Annotated in this window: 15 protein-coding genes and 4 pseudogenes; 7 read left to right on the top strand and 12 right to left on the bottom strand. The window is 66.8% G+C overall.

Annotation, left to right across the window (positions count from 1 at the left end):
• Window positions 1–3: 3 nt before the first annotated feature.
• Window positions 4–426 carry a DUF4259 domain-containing protein gene (locus tag ACFV9D_RS23210; RefSeq protein ID WP_385149318.1) on the top strand — a complete coding sequence of 141 codons (423 nt, stop codon included), beginning with the start codon at window positions 4–6 and terminating at the stop codon, window positions 424–426.
• Window positions 427–527: 101 nt separating this feature from the next.
• On the opposite strand, the pseudogene ACFV9D_RS23215 reads toward ACFV9D_RS23210, so the two are convergent.
• Window positions 528–734: pseudogene (locus ACFV9D_RS23215) on the bottom strand (site-specific integrase); the annotation flags it as partial.
• A 1,306-nt stretch (window positions 735–2,040) separates the two neighbouring features.
• The gene (locus ACFV9D_RS23220; protein WP_385149320.1) at window positions 2,041–2,301 is read right to left on the bottom strand and encodes a phosphatase PAP2 family protein; all 261 of its coding nucleotides are present in this window, start codon (window positions 2,299–2,301) and stop codon (window positions 2,041–2,043) included.
• Between the two features lie 99 nt (window positions 2,302–2,400).
• Here ACFV9D_RS23220 and ACFV9D_RS23225 point away from each other — a divergent pair, with 99 nt between their 5' ends.
• Window positions 2,401–3,249, top strand: coding sequence for a transporter (locus ACFV9D_RS23225; RefSeq protein ID WP_385149323.1), 849 nt, complete (start codon window positions 2,401–2,403; stop codon window positions 3,247–3,249).
• Window positions 3,250–3,408: 159 nt separating this feature from the next.
• Here the strand turns inward: ACFV9D_RS23225 and ACFV9D_RS23230 are convergent.
• Window positions 3,409–3,519, bottom strand: a pseudogene (locus ACFV9D_RS23230) (acyltransferase); the annotation flags it as partial.
• Between the two features lie 171 nt (window positions 3,520–3,690).
• On the opposite strand from ACFV9D_RS23230, the gene ACFV9D_RS23235 reads away from it, so the two are divergent.
• Both ACFV9D_RS23235 and ACFV9D_RS23240 read left to right on the top strand, forming a co-directional pair.
• Window positions 3,691–4,161, top strand: a complete 471-nt coding sequence (locus ACFV9D_RS23235; protein ID WP_385149326.1) for a hypothetical protein — start codon at window positions 3,691–3,693, stop codon at window positions 4,159–4,161.
• A 201-nt stretch (window positions 4,162–4,362) separates the two neighbouring features.
• On the top strand, window positions 4,363–4,941 hold the full coding sequence (locus ACFV9D_RS23240) for a hypothetical protein (RefSeq protein ID WP_385149538.1): 579 nt from the start codon (window positions 4,363–4,365) through the stop codon (window positions 4,939–4,941).
• An 18-nt stretch (window positions 4,942–4,959) separates the two neighbouring features.
• Here the strand turns inward: ACFV9D_RS23240 and ACFV9D_RS23245 are convergent.
• The 5 genes and pseudogenes from ACFV9D_RS23245 to ACFV9D_RS23265 form a co-directional block, all read right to left on the bottom strand.
• A pseudogene (locus ACFV9D_RS23245) lies at window positions 4,960–5,223 on the bottom strand (transposase family protein); the annotation flags it as partial.
• A gap of 76 nt (window positions 5,224–5,299) precedes the next feature.
• A complete protein-coding gene (locus ACFV9D_RS23250; protein WP_385149329.1) occupies window positions 5,300–5,833 on the bottom strand; it encodes an SMI1/KNR4 family protein in 534 nt (177 codons plus the stop codon).
• A 70-nt stretch (window positions 5,834–5,903) separates the two neighbouring features.
• Entirely contained in the window at window positions 5,904–10,634 is a 4,731-nt protein-coding gene (locus ACFV9D_RS23255; protein WP_385149332.1) for a putative T7SS-secreted protein, read from the bottom strand.
• Window positions 10,634–11,281: a hypothetical protein gene (locus ACFV9D_RS23260; protein WP_385149335.1), complete on the bottom strand. Its 648-nt coding sequence runs from the start codon at window positions 11,279–11,281 to the stop codon at window positions 10,634–10,636. Before ACFV9D_RS23260 ends, ACFV9D_RS23255 begins: the two co-directional genes overlap by 1 nt.
• Window positions 11,278–11,805, bottom strand: coding sequence for an SseB family protein (locus ACFV9D_RS23265; RefSeq protein WP_385149529.1), 528 nt, complete (start codon window positions 11,803–11,805; stop codon window positions 11,278–11,280). The genes ACFV9D_RS23260 and ACFV9D_RS23265 overlap by 4 nt, the downstream gene beginning before the upstream one ends.
• A gap of 1,094 nt (window positions 11,806–12,899) precedes the next feature.
• Between ACFV9D_RS23265 and ACFV9D_RS23270 the strand changes: the two are divergent.
• Window positions 12,900–13,313: pseudogene (locus ACFV9D_RS23270) on the top strand (transporter); the annotation flags it as partial.
• A gap of 9 nt (window positions 13,314–13,322) precedes the next feature.
• Here the strand turns inward: ACFV9D_RS23270 and ACFV9D_RS23275 are convergent.
• The 3 genes from ACFV9D_RS23275 to ACFV9D_RS23285 form a co-directional block, all read right to left on the bottom strand.
• Window positions 13,323–13,448: a hypothetical protein gene (locus ACFV9D_RS23275; RefSeq protein ID WP_385149541.1), complete on the bottom strand. Its 126-nt coding sequence runs from the start codon at window positions 13,446–13,448 to the stop codon at window positions 13,323–13,325.
• 232 nt (window positions 13,449–13,680) lie between these two features.
• A complete protein-coding gene (locus tag ACFV9D_RS23280) occupies window positions 13,681–14,055 on the bottom strand; it encodes a hypothetical protein (protein ID WP_385149337.1) in 375 nt (124 codons plus the stop codon).
• Between the two features lie 76 nt (window positions 14,056–14,131).
• Window positions 14,132–14,713: a hypothetical protein gene (locus ACFV9D_RS23285; protein ID WP_385149340.1), complete on the bottom strand. Its 582-nt coding sequence runs from the start codon at window positions 14,711–14,713 to the stop codon at window positions 14,132–14,134.
• 282 nt (window positions 14,714–14,995) lie between these two features.
• On the opposite strand from ACFV9D_RS23285, the gene ACFV9D_RS23290 reads away from it, so the two are divergent.
• Both ACFV9D_RS23290 and ACFV9D_RS23295 read left to right on the top strand, forming a co-directional pair.
• Complete coding sequence (locus tag ACFV9D_RS23290) at window positions 14,996–15,871, top strand: IS5 family transposase (RefSeq protein WP_385149343.1); 876 nt, start codon at window positions 14,996–14,998, stop codon at window positions 15,869–15,871.
• A 49-nt stretch (window positions 15,872–15,920) separates the two neighbouring features.
• Window positions 15,921–16,538, top strand: a complete 618-nt coding sequence (locus ACFV9D_RS23295) for a hypothetical protein (protein WP_385149346.1) — start codon at window positions 15,921–15,923, stop codon at window positions 16,536–16,538.
• 260 nt (window positions 16,539–16,798) lie between these two features.
• On the opposite strand, the gene ACFV9D_RS23300 is transcribed toward ACFV9D_RS23295, so the two are convergent.
• Window positions 16,799–17,770, bottom strand: coding sequence for a hypothetical protein (locus ACFV9D_RS23300; RefSeq protein WP_385149349.1), 972 nt, complete (start codon window positions 17,768–17,770; stop codon window positions 16,799–16,801).
• Window positions 17,771–18,089 lie beyond the last annotated feature (319 nt).

Genomic DNA, 18,089 nt, shown 5'->3' on the forward strand with positions numbered 1-18,089 from the left:
GCCATGGGAACGTGGGGTTGCGGTGTTCTGGAGAGCGACAGTGCGCAAGACTTCATTGACCAGGCGGGGGGCTTGCCCATTGAAGGGCGTTTGGCTTCCGTGGAAGATCTCCTGAGGAAGGTCGCGGCAGACGCATCGGTCATTAACCGAGAATTTCTTCCGGAAGAGGTGATCGCAGCCGTGGCAATCATTGCGGCGGCGGCAACCGACTCGCGTGACTACGCGTGGATGGAAGGTGCGAATTTCCTGGATGCAATCCGGGGAATTCGCCCTCAGGGTCAACTCCATGACGTAGCCCTTGCGGCCTTGCGTGAGGTCGCCGAGGGGGACGATGCCTTCCTGCTGGCTGGATGGAAGAACGATAGCGACCGCGCCGCTATCGTTCGGCAGGTTGACGAAATCAAGGCGGTACTCGCCAGCGCTTAGGGAATTCACGGTGGCGCGGATTGGCGAATTTCGAGATTGACAGGAAGCTCCGCTGAAGACCCTTTCAGCGGAGCTTCTTGATTGCAGACGCAGCGGCAACGTCAGCGGACGGCTGTTGTAGTGGGTGGGTCGTCGGTGCCGTTGGTGATCTCACCGAGGGCGGTGCCCAGCGTGTCGGTCGCCTGTCGTTAGAGGCGGAGCCCTACGTGGGCATAGACGCCGACGGTGACGCCGATGTGTGCGTGGCCGAGAAGTTCTTTGATGACGACGAGGTCCACGCCCCGCTCCAAGAGCAAGGTGGCGGTCGAGGCAACGCTGAAAACGCTCAGTGTGCCGGCCCTCCGGGCTCGCAGGTCGCCAACGACCGCTCCTGCTTATGACCTGCGCAGCCAGCCCAGCTCCACCCGGCCGAAGGCGCATTGGGTCCAATCGTCTACAGTCCGTCTGTTCGCGGCCTCACCTCGGGGAGCACGCGGGAAAGCAGGGGTGGGACGGTGCGGGGAACTTCTTGGAAGCCAGCTCCAGGGACAGGCGGGGAGCTGACGGCTCGCTGGTGCCAGTGGGTGATGTCCGCGCCTGCATGGCGCGACCCGTTGAGAGACGGGACTGGGAAGCACGCAGGGCGACGACAGCCGAAGGACGTGTGGTTCCTAGCCGGCACCTACGGCGGGCGGGCCGTGCGTCACTGCACCGTGCCTGCGGGCAGGCCGATCTTCTTCCCCGTGATCAACTTGTGGTGGTCGCCTCTGCCGCTCTGGTGGTGGCGCCGGTCGATCGATGTCCTCAAGGCCAAGGCGTACCTGGACGGCGTTTCGTTGGAAATCGACGAGTACCGCTCTCCGGTGTTCCACCACAGGTTGTGGCTGCACCGGTCTTGGGGACTGTGGTCCGGAGTCTCGCCACTACCTCCTGGTCGCTACCTCCTTGAATTCAAGGCGGTAGCGAACGACGGCTTCTGGGTAGACACGACCTACCACCTGACCGTGACGTAACTCCTCCCCTGGACCACCCGAGGCACGGCACGGCCGCCCACCCGGCCCGCTCTCGGCTCCGCCGCGGCGGGCCGGCCAGCGACCAGGCCGCCCAGAAACAGCGCAGCGTTGTGCTGGCCCGGGGAAGCCGGACTTGCCTCGCACGGAGAGCGTCAGGCCGACGGCGAGGCAACAGTGGGGAGTTGGCCGGGGGGGGCAAGCCGGAGGTGGGGCCGGTCGACTCCGTGGGCGTACCCACCTCCCCGGGTCGGGGCCGCGTCGGGCAAGGCTAGGGGGCCACTCGTTCAAATTCCGGGCGGGATCACGACCTGCCCGAGTTCCCGGGCCAGCGTACGGCCCCCTGACCATGCCCGACTCCAACCCGGGCAGGACGGCAACACCGCGACTCGGTGAGGGCGCACCCGCTCCACCCCCGTAGGGCCGGGCGCGCCGATTCGTCGCGCCAGCAGCACAGGCGCGGCGGGGTCGGGAGGACCTTGGCGGAGGCGATGACACTGCTGTCCCGGGCGGCAGTCCGTCGCGGGTCCTTCCGGCGGGCATCACGAGGGACGGCAGGTGTCGACGGCGGGGAGGGCGAGGTCGGCCCGCACGGTTCCTGAGACGGATCTCGCGCTGGGCGGGTTCAGATCACGAGGCCGAAGGTGGTTCCGGCGACGACGGCACCGAGGAAGGTGCCTGCGGTGACCTGGCCAAGGGTGTGGTCGCGCAGGGTGACCCGAGACCAGCCGATCAACGGGAGCAGAGCGTAGCCGAGGGCCCACCAGGGGCTGGCTCCCCTTGGTCTTGAGGCCCGGCCCCTGGGGCAGGTAAGGCCGGCGCGACTGGCCGCAGCCGTAAACAGAGCCGTCGGCCGCTCGAACTGCGGGAAGGCCAGAGCGCGCACGGGGCCCCTGGAAATACTCGCCCGTTCAACGGTGTTGTCGGTGGGTAATCACAAGCGCGGGGGTGGGCGGACCTGAAACTGTTCGACACGACGAACGGCGTGGCCGAGGTCACGCCGTGGCTGGCCAAGGTTGAGGCAGATGTGCAGGCGCTCGTCGAGAGCGCGATGGAGCCCATGCTCGGGGTCCGCTTCCTGGCCACCGAGTACAGCACCGGCCCCGTCCATGGGGGGCGCATCGACTCCCTCGGGCTGGACGAGAACGGCGCGCCGGTGATCGTCGAGTACAAGCGGGCGACCGACCCCGGTGTCCTGTCGCAGGGGCTGTTCTACGTGGCCTGGTTGATGGACCACCGAGAGGAGTTCGAGGCCCTGGTCCGCGAGCGGCTCGGCTCGGCGGCAGCCGCCGGCGTTCTGTGGAGGTCTCCCCGGCTGATCTGCGTCGCCGGCGGCTTCACGCGCTACGACGAGCACGCGGTACGCGAGCACCGCCGGTCTATCGACCTCGTGCGCTACACGCTGCTCGGCGAGCACCACATCGCGCTGGAGGCCGTCGCCTCGGTTGCTGCCCAAGGCAGCCCGACCCGCCGGAAGCGCAGCCGTGGCGGGCAGGAGGCATCGTCCCGCCGACGGACCGACGCCATGACGGAGCTGGCGGCCGTCGTCGACGAGGCCCTGCGGGGGCTGGGCGAAGGCGTGAAGAAGGTCGAGCGCAAGCAGTACGACGCGTACCAGCGGCTCCGGAACTTCGCCTGCGTCACGCCGCGCCAGGACAAACTGCTGGTGTACCTCAAGGTCGCGCCGGCGGAGATCGAGCTCGTGCCGGGCTTCACCCGGGACGTGACCGGGCTGGGCCATCACGGCACGGGCGACCTGGAGGTCCAGCTGCGCTCCGAGAACGACGTGGAGCGAGCGCTGGAGCTCTTCCGGCAGTCGTACGCGTCGGCCTAGCGCCGAAGTCCCGGTGTGACGGGGCGGCACCTTTCGACGGACGGGCAAGGGGGTGGCGGCGTGCCCTCCATGGTCCGGACGATCCCCGGTTTCGGAGACCCGGGATCGTTGCCTATATTCCGTCCTCCCCGTCTGGGTGGTGGATCACCACCCAGACGGCTACGCGGTGCCCAGAGCCCGGGTAACCGTGATCTCGATGACGACCCGGTTTGGGTTCACCCGCGGCGTCTTGTACCGCTCGGAGTACTGGCGCTCGGCGTCGAGGACGGAGGCCGGCTCGTCCTGATGGCGGCGGTGCCTTCGCTCCCGCCAATGATCAGCACCGTCATGCCACCCACGCTAAGCGGGATCGTTACGGCCCGGGGCTGATTTGGGGGGAACCAGCCGATGGCTGTATCGGCACTGTTTCGGCCCGTCGGCGACTGTCCTACGTTCTGCTGCATGCCGTGGGTGACGTTATTCAGCGCCGTAGTTGGCGCCGTGATCGCGACCGCGTCCGCTGCGCTTCTCGAACGTAGCCGGTGGCGGCGCGCGAAGGACGACCACCTCGTTGATGTGCGTCGGGTCTTGTACACCGAGTACCTGACATGCCTTTCGCAGGCCAGGAACGCCTTCCGCAGCCTTGCTCGCAACGAGGAACTCGGCTCGATCGAGCGGCAGCACGCCGCTCGCGACAGCTTCGCCCCGTGCTACGGCGTGCGCTACCAGATGTCGATCATCGCCAGCCCGGGAGTGGTGAGCGTCTCCGAGGTGGTCTTCCGCCGCCTGCGCGACATCAGAGACCTTGCCGCCGTCGGCACGCTCGCCGGGGACCCGTCGTACTCCGGAGGCCGGGTTGAATACGAAGCCGCACTTGCCCGCCTGCGCGAGGCGATGCGCCGCGATCTCGGCGCCGAGCACAGGCTCGACTGAGAGCGGACAGGGGAATCGACGCTCACATTGCCTCCGTGTGTCCGGCGAGGTCAGGGGGCGCGCGGAGACTCCCGCACATCAATTGCCTGTGGAATATGCCTGAATTCGCCTGCGGGACGCCGGTCGGGTTCTGCATCGTGGGTCGTGGGCGGACTGTGCGCAGGGCCGGTCCGCCCACGAGATGGTGCGAAGGGGAGTGCGATGAACTGGACGCGTGAGGGGTTCGAGTCGCACGTGGGAGCGGTTGGGGTGCTACTGGCTGACGGCAACGAGCCGGGGCCGGTCTATTTCGACCTCGGCAGCGGAGGCCACTTCGAGAAGTCGACGGACTGGTGGGTGTACGACGGCACGATGCGCCGGCCTACGGCGACGACACTGCGCGGGCGGTGCGCGTGCGGATGGCGCGGCGAGGGCACCTACCCGGTCGATTGGGGGCAGGTCCGCGACGACGGTCCCGGCGGCTACGACACCTCGGGGCCTGAGCGGGACTGGGATGAGCACATGGGCCAGGTCGCCGCTGCGGCATGGGTGCTGCCCGAGGACCTTGCCGACCTGCTGCGGCGGCTGCGTGGGCGCCTGGACGAGCTCCTCGATGACGCTCCGCTTGCCGTGGTGAAGGCAGCCGGGGATCTGGAGGCGATCGTCACCGACACTGGCCCCGCTGCTGCATCGCTCGTGCGGAAGGCCGAGACACCGCTGTCGCGGATCGCTGAGCTGCTCGGGATGACGGAGAAGGAGGCCGACTCGCGCCTGGACCACTACTGGTACCTGGGCCTTTGACCCGACCCGGACGCCGAGGCGCTCGAGCAGGGCCGGCGACGCATCCGCGACCCATTCAGCCACAGCCGATAGCGATCTCGCCCCGGCGAGGACCGCGCACGCCGTCAGCGCAAGAACCGTCACCAGCGGGTGCCGCACCCCGCGTGGATCACGCGGACCCGGGACCTGCGCGAGACGTTCCAGCAGGCCCAGGATCTGGCTGTCAGCGGCCTCCGGGTCCGGGCCGAGCTGGTCAAGAGCAGAGGTGATCAGGGATGTTGCGTCGGCAGCATCAGACCCCACCCAACCCGACGCAGCGTCAGCAATCGGGCGTCATCCGACTACTCCGAAGCCTTGGTGCCGAGGGAGCGCCGCGTCGTCATACCGCACCGAGCTGGCGGAATTCATGAGTAGCGCGAGGGAACAAGGACGAGAGGATGTTCGACTGCAGCTCTCCGTCAAGGGAAGATGCGAGGAATTGCGTGCAGGATACGGAGAAATGCTCCCACCGGTCGCCGCGTGCCTCATTCACCATGACGGTCCATTGGTCCGGCTCGAGGCCGGGCCGAACAAGCCAGTAGAGGAATTCTCCGTTGTCCGTGGTCGCCCATGGAATGACTCGGGACCCCTCGACCTCCAGTTCCGCCGGCTTCTTCTCGAATTCCCACAGGTCTTCGAGGTCTTCGGCCTGGTTCTCTGCCCATTCGATGAGGTCGTAGTTCTCGTTGGGGCAGCCGGGCTCCAGGATGTACAGATAGTCGTCCCAGTTACTTCCTCCATAGGCGTGGATGAGCTCCTTGTAGTCGGCGGGAAGCTCAACCCCAAGGCTGCGCTCGACCTCGCCCCAGTCTTTCTGGCGGGGCTCGCTCGGCGCCGGGGCAATTTCGAGTAGACGCGTAAGGGCGTTGGTCATGGCGGGGTCCTGTTTCTAGGGATCAATGAGTCCGGACGGCAGGGAGGTTGGCTTCATTTGACTGCTCTCGTCAGCCACCCCTCTTCTGGTTGGGTATGAATGCAGTATTTCCCGACTCGGTGACTCCGGTGCTTCTGTGCTGAGTGAACTGGAAACCGTCCGAGCCGTAAGCCTCGATGTATACCCCTGTGGGGATTTTGTCGGTCCCATTGTATCGAGGGGTGACGCTGTACTGGATGGTCTCCCCGGACTCGACTGCGGCCCTGATTTGGTTTTCAATATGTCGCATGACGGGTGAATTGGCGTAGGCGTGCATGGTCACGAAGTTTGCCGGATTGTAGTTGGATCCGCCGAGCTGTGCGCCGAGGAGATGGGCTCGGTTGTACCCCTTGTCCTTCTCCCAACCGGGGGGATCACCGTGCGGGTCCGTGGGATTCTTCCCCATCATGTCGTCTCCCAACGTGGCGTGCATTCCCGTCGGCCGACCGAGGTTGTCCAGTTCGCCGTAAACAACCCTGCCGTCCCACGTAGGGTCGTCCGGCTCGTTCGTCTTGCAGGGTAGAAGCCCGAGAGGATCGGCCCACAGCAGAGGGTTGTGGACGTATGCCGCTGGGTTTGGGGCCGGGGCGAGGCCGAGGGGGTCTTGGCTGAGGTAGCGGGCCGATTCCGGGTCGTAGTAGCGGAAGTAGTTGTAGTGGAGGCCCGATTCAGGGTCGAAGTACTGGCCCGGGAAGCGGAGCGGGGTGTATGCCGTGGCGTCGCGGTTCCACGTAGTCGTGCCCCAGAGAGTGGTGCGGGTGCGCCAGGCCAAGTCGCCGGATTCGTCGACGAGTTCCGTCGGGGTGCCGATCAGGTCGGTGACGATGGCGAAGAAGCGTTCGTCGTCCGTGTCCGTGCGGCGTTCCGTCTGGGACAGGGGGCGCGGGCCCGCGTGGTCCCAGGTCAAGACGACGTTCGCGGTCGTCTGCTCGCAGAGGGTCGTGCCGTCCCAGGTGAAGTGGACCGTCTCGACAGGGGACTGCTTGGATATTCGGCGGCCCAGGGGGTCGTATGCGTACCGCCAGACCGTGCCGTCCGGTGTCGTCACCGCGGTGAGACGGTCCTCCGCGTCCCACTCGTAGCGCCAGGTGTCGGGCTTTCGGGAGAGCCGGGTCTTCTGGCGCAGGACGATCCGGCCCTGGCCGTCGTGTTCGTAGCGGACGGCACCGGCGGTGGCGATTCGAGTGCCCTGGTAGGTGCGTGCGCCCGTCGCGGAGTGGGACAGGTGCGTGGCCGGCCAAGAGGCCGCCGTCTGGTTTCCGGCGTCGTCGTAGGCGTACTGCTCCGTCCAGCCCCGCGCATGGACGGCCGTGACGCGGCCGGCTGAGTCCACGTCGAAGCCACGGGCACCGGAGAGTGCGTCGTTGATGCCGACGAGACCGCCGCCCGCGCCGTAGGTGTATGCGCGGTGCTGGAGGCGACTGTCCCGGGACGTGATCTCCTGGGCCGTCAAGCGGCTCATCTCGTCGAACGATGATTTCAGGGCCACGAAGTCAGAGACCGTGCGCTCTACTTCGCGGCCCAGGGCATCGAAGGAGAAGGCGATCTCGCGCCCGGACGCGGTGAGCTTCCTCCTGCGGCCCGCCGCGTCGTACGACCATTCACTGACAGCACCGCCAGGCGTCGTCCTTCCTACCCTGCGGCCCAGTTCGTCGTACGCGTACGTCAGCGTCCGGCCGTTGACCGTCTCGGACTTCAGGCGGCCATGGCGATCTCGCAGGCGTTCCAGCTCGGCGTCCGGGCCGGCCGCCACCGCGAGTTCGTCGAAGATGTCGTACTCGAATGTCGTGACCGCAGTGCCTTCGACCTCCTTGCGGATCACTTGGCCGAGGGCATTGTGTGTGAAGTCGATGCGCTGACCCAGGCCGTTCGCCCGGGAGAGCAGACGGCCCGAAGCGTCGTAGTCGTAGCTCAGCGTCCGGCCGTCGAAGTCCGTCTCCGTGACCAGTCGGTCCGCCGCGTCGTAGGCGTAGTCCCACGTCAGGCCCTGCGGGTTGGTCACCCGGGTCAGTCGCAGGTTCGTGTCGTGGGAGAACTCGTAGCGGACGCCGTCCGGGCCGGTGCGGGAGGTCAGCAGGTCGAAGTCGGTGTACGTGAAGCGGGTCGTGCCGCCCATCGCGTCTGTGTGGCTGAGGCAGTTGCCCTCGCCGTCGTATGTCCAGGACTCGACCGTGCCGTCGGGTGCGGTGCGCCGGGCCGGCCGGCCTTCGACCGTCCACTCCATCCGGGTCTCCGCGCCGAGTGGGTCGGTGACCCGGACCCTACGGCCGAAGGCATCGTGTTCGTAGCGGGTCGCGGCCCCCAGAGGATCGGTGACCTCGATGGGGAGTCCCCGGCCATCGAGGATTAGCCGGGTGGTGGCGCCGAGCGGGTCCGTCACCGAGGTGAGCCGGCCGGCCGCGTCGTACGCGAACTCCGTCGTCGCGCCCGAGGGGTCGGTCACCGACGTGCGGTTGCCGCGCTCGTCGAAGGTCTGGCGCGTGACGTTGCCGTCGGTGCCGACGATGCGTATCGGGAACCCGAGGTCGTTGTACTCCGCCCGCGCCTGCCGTCCGTCCGGGCGTTCCAGCACGGTCATGCGGCCGTGCTCGTCGTACGTTGAGCGGCTGACGTGGCCCAGCGGGTCCGTGCGTGACAGCAGGCGGTTGTGACGGTCGTACTCGAATCGCGTGACCGCGCCCAGTGCGTCGATCTCGGCAACTACCTGTGCACGGTCGTTGATCAGATGCCGCTCGGTGTGCCCCGTGCCGTCGGTGAGGGTGGTCACGCGGAGCCCGGTTGTCGGGTCGACATCGTCCCAGGTGAACGTGGCTTCGAGATGTCCGTTCGTGCCCGACTGATAGGTGCAGCGGTCCTGATCGTCGTAGACGTAGTCGTAGTGGCTTCCGTTGGTGTCGGTCCACGAGGTGATGCGGCCGTGTTCGTCGCAGCCGAAGCGCAGGGGGCGGCCGGAGGAGTTGGTGACCTCGGTCAGGTGGCCGTCGGTGTAGCCGTAGCGCAGGATCTCCTGGTCGGATCCGTCCGCCGCCGCTCCCGCGAGGTGGAGGGCGGTCACGCGGCCTTCGCTCGTGGTGAGCTTCAGGTGGTAGCCGCCGTGGTGGACGATCGCCGTCGGGGCGCCCGCCTCGTTGTGCTCGAAGGTGATCCAGCGGCCGTTGCGGTCGTCGATCTGGGCCAGGAGCGCGAGCTCGTCGCTGTGGTCGACGAAGTGCCAGACCCTGCCGGTATCGGGATCGGTGATGGTGTAGCCGTCTTCGACCCGGTCCAGCGGCCACTGCCGGCCGTGCGTGGGCATGACCGGGACGCCGGGGGCGGGGTGCGGATAGGCGAGCAGGCTGCCCTCGTCACAGCTGAAGATCACACCCTCGGAATCGATCTCCAGCCGCTGGTCGACCGTCGACGACCATGCCGGGCCGAACCAGCGCCCCGAACGGCGCGAGGAGTCGAAGGTGCGCCGGAAGACGAGCGGTAGTGAGCCGGGCAGGGTGATGTCCGTCTGGGGCAGCAGCATGCGGCCCGTCGCGATGTCGATCGGGTCGTTCTTGCAATCCGTCTGGCCACACGTCTTGCCGTTGGTGTGCGGGTCCTTCTCGTGATCCCCGCGGCTGCCGCCCGGTTTCTGCCCGTCGGGCAGATGCTTGGTGCCATTCAGGCCAGCTCGTAGTCCGCCCTTGATGACCCCGCCGCCCTTGGTGCCGAGCAGCTCCGGCACCAGGCGGCCGAAGAACTCCGACGGGTCTCCCTTCGCCGCGTCCCAGGCGTTCTTCAGCGCCCTGTCCGGGTTCGCTGCCGTGGACACCAGGCCGGCGAGCGTCATGTTGACGCCCTTGTAGTACTCCGCCGGGTGGGTCAGGTTGTACGGGTCAACCGGGTTGACCGACCGGACGAAGTTGAGCAGACCAGCCGTGCCCTTGATGATGCCGCCGCCGAAGTGGGCGAGCTCGATGCCCTGGCCCACGCCATAGTCCATCAACTCGAGCATGGCCTTCTCACGGCCGGTCGGCTCCTGGGGCGCGTGCGCCAGCGCCGCGCGTACCGCTCCCTTCGCGGTCTCCGCGGCCTCATTCCGCGCGGACCGGGCGTCGCTCAGGATCTCCCGCGCACGCCGGCGCTTGGCCTTGCCGGGGTCGGAGAACTCTCCTGGATGGGGCAGCGGACTGTCCCCGTTGCGCGCCGCGTTGTAGGCGTCGACCTTCTTGTTGTGCGTGTCGGCGGCCGTCTGCGAGTCCTTGTCGCCCTCCTTGTACAGGGCGATCGCCTCGCGCGCCTTGCCCTGCGCGCTGACGATCGCATGGGAGTATGTCTCGAGCGCCTTGGCTGCGTTCTCCATCGCGTCCGCCGCGTGCAGCCAGTCGGTCGGCAGGGTCTGGAACTTCTCCCGGAATGCGTTGGCCGCCTCGCCCTTCCAGTGGCTGGAGTCCAGCTTCTTCATCCCGCCGCCGACCAGGTCGAACGCCTTTTGGAAGTCCCGCAGGTTCTTCACCGTCGCGGCTATCTGCTCGGGCTTGCCGTGGATCAGCTCGTTCGGCTCCTCGGTCTGCCCGAGCTGCTGCTCCCCGACCTCCGCGCCAAGGGACGAAGCAGTCTCGTCACCCCAGTCCTCGACTTCTTCGGCAAGGGCGTCATAACCGTAGTGCCGCAGGCCCTGGCCGGCCTTGTCGGTCACATAGTCGACACCCTCACCGACCATCTCCTTGCCCTTGTCGATGCCCTTATCGATCTTGTCGATCCCCTTGTCGACCAGGCCACCCCAGTCCACCATCAGCGGCTCTCCCCCCACCGCGGCTGCTCGGCCTGATCGATGGTCGCCTGATCCGGGTCGAAGTCGTTCTTGAGTTCTTCGTCCACACGGTCACGCATCGCAGGGTCGATCAGGCCCTGACGTTCCATCGAGTCCAACTGCGCATCCATGACGTCGTAGCCCGTGTTCTTCCAGGTCTGCTTGACCTCCTGATGGGCTTCGGTGAACGACTCGCCACTCCAGTCCGCGTTGTCCCACATGTGCTGGTCACGGATCGTGTCCCATCTCATCTGCTTGACCTCGTCCTCGGACAGATGCGGGTTCCCGTTGAGCGAGTTCACTCCGATCTTGAACGAGTCCTTGACGTACTGCTCCTGCTCCGCGAACGAGCCCGCCGACAGGCCGACCCCCTGTGCAAAACCGTTTCCCCGCAGGGTCAGCGCACGTACGCCCCACTCCCACCGGTTGCAGAACGTCTCGAACTCCGACGTCAGACCGCCGTGACCCAACTCCAGCCCGGACAAGGCCAGATCGGAGAACCCGCGGCCCACCGACGCCTCGCCGATCATTCCGAGTTCCTGTAGCTCGGAGTGCGCCAGGTTGATGCCCTTCGCTATCTCCGCCAGCGCCGCAGCAGGCGCCGCGAGATCAGGCTCGTTCCCACTCACTGTGTCTCCCCCTCAAGATCCACTGCCACCTCGTCCGGGACGATCCCCGCCACCGGCGGAAACAGCATCCCGTCCGGACTGCCAGCGTCCAGCGCGACCCCGCCCGGCCCGGGCAGCATGGGCACCATCACATCCAGCAGTCGCGCACCCAGAATCGTCCGGTAGGTCCACTCGCGCGTCGCTCCTCCCCGTGCCTCCGCGAACCGCGCCAGCGCCTCCTCGTCCGAGAACGCGCAGATCCACCGGACTCCGTTGAAATCCGCGGTCCACAGGCTTCCGTGGTCGTCGAAGGGCACCAGGACCGTGTGGCGTCGAAACTCCCCCAGCAATCGCGCAAACTCGCGTCGCGCCTGCGCCACCTCGTCAGCCTGCTTCGGATCCGGCGGCACGGTCCGCATCTCAGCAGGTGAGGCTGCCAGAACCGGCTCCGGTTCCGGCAGCACTGCCGAAACCGGAGCATCCGCCAACTCGGCCAGCCTCGAAACCCGTTGAGGCTTCCGTATGTCGTCCCCGTTGTCAGTCACGTGAGCATGCTGCCATGTGATCATTTCCGTGAAAAATCGCCGCCCGCTGCGCTGGATGGACGGGATATTCATCCGACCCACCTGCGACGCGAAGAGCCCCGGAACCTTTCCGGTTCCGGGGCTCTTCGCTTAGGAGAAGAACGTCAGTCCTTCTTCGGCTCTTCCAGGCGCGGGAAGAGCACCGCGCCCTTCGTCACCGTCGCGCCCGCGGGGAGCTGTCCCCACCGGCTCGCGTCCTGGACCGTCTAGGCGGCGAGGACGCATCCCTGGACAGCGATTCCGCTCCAGGACAGGAGTCGCCGACCCCGTCGCGTACTCGTCGAAGTGATCGATGACGTCCCGGCGCAGGACATGACCGTGGATGAGGCTCTATGACGGCGGCGGTCGGGATCGTCCTCGTTGAGCATCCGGTGTAGGTCGAGAGCCACCTTGCGGTGCCATCCAAGCCGACGTGCGGCCGATGTTGGCTCCGTGCTTCGTCGGCCGGCACTTCGCCGTGGTCTCGCTCATCTCGAACTCCCTTCCGTGCTCGGGCAGAACCGGTCAGATTCGGCAGCCACCTCACGCCCCCGGATCTCGATGGTGATGATGCTCTTGTTGGTCATACCTGTGAGAACCCGCGGCGGAGAAGTGCTGGTTGTCCACGAACGCCTGGACCCACCCGATCGAGCACAGCCGACCGCTGTCGGCGAATCTGAGACCGTAGAACTTCGCGTTCGGGAGGACTCGGGTTAGAAGAACGTGCAAGTGGCTTGCGATACCGGGTTGGGGCGGCCGGTCGCTGATCACTGACTGACGTCCTTCGTGGCGGCCCTCGAAACGAGGGGCCGCCACGAAGAACGGCTCGGCACTGTCCGAGGCCGTCCTGGTCCATCTCGAATGCCGCTTCACGCGACGTTCGCTCTGCTGACAACCTTGCGTAGCCGATCGTCGGTGCCGTGCCGGTCGCGTACGTTGGCCAGCTCGGCACAGTCCGCGCAGCTTCGACACGTGTCGGCTCCGGCTCCAGGCGCAACGGGAGTTCGACCGGGCAAGGCTCCGCCGGATTCGGTTCCACGACCTACGTCACGTTCCTCGCGAGCGACGAGTACGCCATCGACTGCGTCGACGGAGGGCGGATCGACTTCCTGGGGATCGACGAGAACGGGGCACCCGTGATCGTCGAATTCAGGCGCAGCACAGCGGCCGACGTACATGAGGACCGGCGCAGCATCGACCTGGTCGCTACCGGTACTTCGGCAATGACCTCATCGGGCTTGAGACCGTGGCCTCGGTTACCGGGCAGACGGATGCGAGCAGGCGGGTTCGCCGGCGCGCGGTTGGCCTCCAGGTGCCTCAGAGGCGGATCGTGGCCATGGCGGAGCTGGCCAAGGCTGCCGACTACGTTCTCCTCGTGCCTCGGGGACGGCGTCACCTGTGTCCAGCGCAAGCAGTACGCGGCCTATCAGCGGCTGCGGAACTTCGCCTGCGTGACACCACCCCAGCAGACCAGGGTGCTGGTCTGCCTGATACCTGGGCTACGCGGCCGGCTCGTACGACAGCGTTACGTCCGGGCACCCCGCCGCGTAGCGGAACAGGGCCGTGCGCTCAGCCTCGTCGACGCTGAGGCCCCACCGCTTCTTCGTGATGACCCAATCGCCCACGTACCGGCAGTGCACTGCTTCCATCGGCATCCAAGTGGCGGGGTTCTGGTCCGACTTCTGCCTGTTCGAGCGGGCGCTGACCCCGACCAGCGTCACCTCGGAGCTGAGATCGTTGGCGTATCGACGGCGGCGCTCGGTACTCCATCCGTAGCCGCCAGCTGGCGGGGAGCGTCATTCGAAGAGTGCCGTATTCCGCTCCTCACATCCGACGACTGGTGTGTCCGTCCACGCCCTACGGCAAAGCGTTCGCCTTGCTGATGAGTTCTGCTGGGGTGGTGTCGGGTGTGATCACCGGGTCGAAGTTGTATCCCTGATCGCAGAAAATCACTTCGATGGACCCTGGCACGCAGTCACGGAATATGCAGGCGATCTGGGCCGCGTCGGTAAGGGCGGCATCGATGTAGAGGCACGTGCCGCCGGTATCCAGGTAGGTCTCAGCTGAGCCACAGGACGTCTGGAAGCTCCACGTGAAGCCCCGAGCTTCGCTCCGGATGGCCGGATCGATGACCGTGTCGGCCCAGATGCCATGGAGCCCGGGAGTGAGGACTGAAGGCTCGATACGCCAGGTGGTGCTGGAGTCGTCGAACAGAACCAGGAACGTCGCCATGCTGGTTGTCTACCAGGCCGGCAAACGGCTATGTCAGTCACGTGTCGCGCTGACCGGTGAGCGAGTATCGGTTCGTTCAACGCCAGCCACCATGGCGAGGCTCCGAGTACTCGCCGAATGGTGGGTCATACGCCTCCCCGTCCTCGGTGGTCACCACATAGTCCGGTTCGGTTCTCGAAGCCGCTTCCCACAGGCGGATCACGAGGTCGGCGACGGGCACGACACGAAGCGACAGGGCCGCGGCCGCATGTACGCGCTCCTCGGCGATCTCCGGGTTGCCACGGGCCAGGTACCGCTCGAGGTGCTGGGCAGAGACCTGCATGACCTCCACGTCGCCCCCGCCGGAGAACCCGAGACTGTCCCGCCATTCAAGCCCGATGATGATCTCCAGCGCGTCCGCCAGGTCGTCGGCGATCAGCCCGCCCTCTCCTTCGGAACTCGCGAACACCACCGGCCGACGCCCGCCCTCCTCAGCACACAGGAAGTACGCCCCGCCGGCGGACTCGCCCGCTATCGGCTCCAGCGGTGCACCCGAGGCAAGCCTCAACCCATCGCCGTGATACTTCCGCCCGATGTCGAAGCCGAACGACGTCCGCAGCAGCAGATCGATCTCCGGGGTGTTCCGGATCAGGTCGAGCAGATGATCACTTTCGGTCATGGCTGGACGGTATCGAGCGCCTCTGACAGGCGAGGCAAGGTGGGCCCCGGCGTGTGCCGGACGGATGCGGTCGGGGCGGCCGCCAGCGGCTGTGCTGCGGCCGAGTGCGGGTGCCACTTGGCCGGGACCCCGCACGCCGTCAACCAGCCTGCGGGGAGCATCATTCCAAGAGTGCTGTACTCCGAGCGCCGGCCTACCGGTACCCGTCTCCTGTCGCCCCCAGGGCCCGTTCGATGTGCCATGTATCGAAAGTGGATCTTGAGCTCTGAATGATGACAGTTCATGGGGCGTGGAGATCTCACGGACGAGCAGTGGGTGGTGTTGGAGCCGCTGTTGCCGAAGGGCACCAGGGCGGGGCGGCCGCCCGTCTGGCCTCGGCGGCAGTTGATCGACGGCATACGGTTCCGGGTCCGGACCGGTGTTCCGTGGCGGGATGTGCCCACGCAGCACGGGCCGTGGGGCCGGATCTACGACCTGTTCCGCCGGTGGCAGCGCGACGGCACCTGGTACCGGATCCTGACCCGGCTGCAGTCCCTGGCCGACGTGAAGGGTGCGATCACGTGGGATCTGAGCGTCGCTTCCACGGTGTGCCACGCTCACCTGCATGCGGCCGGGGCTCGCAAGCACGGTGACCGGCAGAAGGAGCCACCGGGCGGTGTCTTTGACGAGCCCCGCGATCACGGGCTGGGGCGCTCGCGCGGCGGGTTCACCACCAAGCTGCACCTGGCCGTCGAGCAAGGCCAGAAGCCCATGTCGATCGTGGTTACGGCAGGGCAGCGCGGAGACTCGCCGCAGTTCGAACCGGTGCTGGAGAAGGTCCGCGTGCCCCGCATCGGGCCGGGCAGGCCGCGGGTCCGCCCTGACCGCGTGAGGGCTGACAAGGCGTATGCCTCCCGCAAGAACCGCGCCTACCTGCGGCGCCGGGGAATCCGCTGCACCATCCCGGACAAGGCCGACCAAGCCCGCAACCGCCAGAAGCTCGGCTCCCGCGGTGGCCGGCCGCCGCATTTCGACCCGGCCGACTACCGCCAGCGCCACGCGGTCGAGTGCGGTATCAACCGCCTCAAGAGGAACCGCGCGGTCGCCACGCGCTACGACAAACTCGCGGTCCGCTATGAGGCGACCGTCCTTGTCGCAGCCATCAACGAGTGGCTGTGACCCACGCTCATCGGCCCTAGCCTCTGCCCGGCCTTCCCCCTTAGGCTGCGTGATCCACATCGTTCGGGGGATCATGAACCTCACTCGCTATCGCAGACCGTCGGCCTTCCTGCTGCTGACGGTGGCAGTCGTCTTCGGCGCCGCGGCCGTAGCCGGACTCGAGTCGGGAGACGAGGGCTCGCTGGTTCTGCTGCTCGGGCTCCGCGAGTACGTCCTTCTGCTGGGATGGCTGGCCCTGACCACGCTGACCGGGGCGGTGCTCTTGGGGCCGCCGAAGTCCTCGCTGCGCCTGCCCCTGGTGACCGCGCTGCTCGTCACCGGCGTCCCCATGCTGCTCATCGGGGGCTGGGCCTCCGCGGTGTTCGGTAGTTCGGACGAAGTGTTGAAGACCGAATCGGCCCCCGGCCGCAGCGACCGTCAGCTGGTCGTGGCGGCGCAGAGTGGCTCTCTTGACCCTGTCTGGTGCGTTTTTGTCCACCAGGGGAACCCACCGCTGGAACGCCGCTGGAGTGTCGGCTGCTTCAACGGCGACTCCGAAGACAACGCACTCAGCGAGACCGTCTGGACGGCCCCAGACCGGATTCGTATGAACACCGAGGGAGGCGCGGTCCACGAAGTGACCATCACCCTGGATGGCCGTCCCGACCGGGTTATCTCCGTCGGCTAGTGACCTGAGTCGAGGTCACAAGAACACTTCCGGCACACGCCCTAGGTGTGCTGGTCGTGAGCCGACTGGGATGAAGCCCTGTGCAGGGGGCCCTGGAGCAAGATCGTGGTGGCAGACCGGGTCGCCGGGCCCGACGCCTTGACCAAGGCGGTGCTGTGGGAATGTCCGGTCGGCCTCCTCCTGGGGTCAGACGACCGCCGCGCGACATCGACAAGACCACGGGGGAGCGCGTAATCGCGGATCGGTGCGACAGCGGTTTGTTAGGAGCCGGGTGTGCTGGCTGTCGTCTGGCAGGTCTCTCCCGCGAGGGAGGTCATCGCGTCGTTGAGTCGCGTGTGCCATGGCAGGCTGGCCATACCCATGGAGTTGACCTTGCTGGCGGGGTCTCCCTCCTTCAACTCTCGGTTGTACCGCTGCATGTCGTGTTCCATCCGGGCGAGCCAGTCGTCTTGGGCCTTCTTTGCCGCAGCGTGCCGTTCCCTCAGCTCGGCTGGCACCTTCTTTGTGTTGAGGGACGCGAAGGACTGTCGGGCGCTGTCGATGTTTGCCCGTGCATAGAAGAGGAACCTCTCCTTGTGGATGGCCATGGCCTCCAAGGGGTCGGTCGACCCAGCATCCACCTTGAGGTGGAACGCGTCATTGTGCTGCTCCGAGAGCACCCTGTTCACTTGCTTGCAGGTGCCGACGACCTGTTTGCGGTAGTCAGCCACCTCGTCCGGAGCGATCAGGAGATAGCCGGTCGCAAGGAGCGCGACGGCAAGGATGGCGGCTGCCAGTAACATGACGCGCTTGGGCTGCTTGAAGAAGCTCATCTGGTGCGCGACCGGCGCGAAGCGGTCGCCCTGGTGGTGGTCGGCGAAGTAGACGCCGCCGCTCTGCTGGTGAACGCTGGCACCGCGGTCCGCATGCGATTGCAGATGGGTACGTGCCCCGCCCGTGTCGCGGGCCGACTGCTCACGGACCAGGTCTTGAAGCACCCCCCTCAGCTCGGGCGAGGCGGCGATCAGCGGCTCGAGCCGGCCCTGCAGGAGCCCTACGACCGCGCTGCTGCCCGCCGGATGCACGGCGACCTCCGACGCGGTCCTGTCGAGCGTGTCCACGGCCTGCTCCGCCCCATCGGGATCGTCCCGGCGCAAGCGCTGGACCAGGCTTTCCCGCATGGTGCTCCACGCGCCAGTCGTCATGGCCTGGACGAGTGCCTGGGCGGCGAGCAGGGCAAGGCTTGGTTCCACGATTCCCCCACCGTTGGTTGCTGCGAACTGGCGCTGTATGTAAGGGCCATCCTGCTGGCACGCATCGCGCCGTGGCTAGGCATCGCGCATCGTCACCCGAATGAGGAGGGGGGTCGGCAGCCTGCCTGCAGCCCGACCCAACTCACAGCCTTCCTGCCATCAGACCGAACAATCGAAACGGTCCGTCGAGCGAACCGACGGACGTTCACGAAAGATCGAGGCTCGTGTCCTGCGCCAGTAGTTGATCGTTGTAAGCAACGCACAGCCTCCGCGTGAACTCCCTTACCAGATAGCCGATTTCGGTTGCCGACCAGGGAGT

Origin of the sequence: Streptomyces sp. NPDC059875, assembly GCF_042731085.1 — a bacterium.
GTDB lineage: Bacteria > Actinomycetota > Actinomycetes > Streptomycetales > Streptomycetaceae > Streptomyces.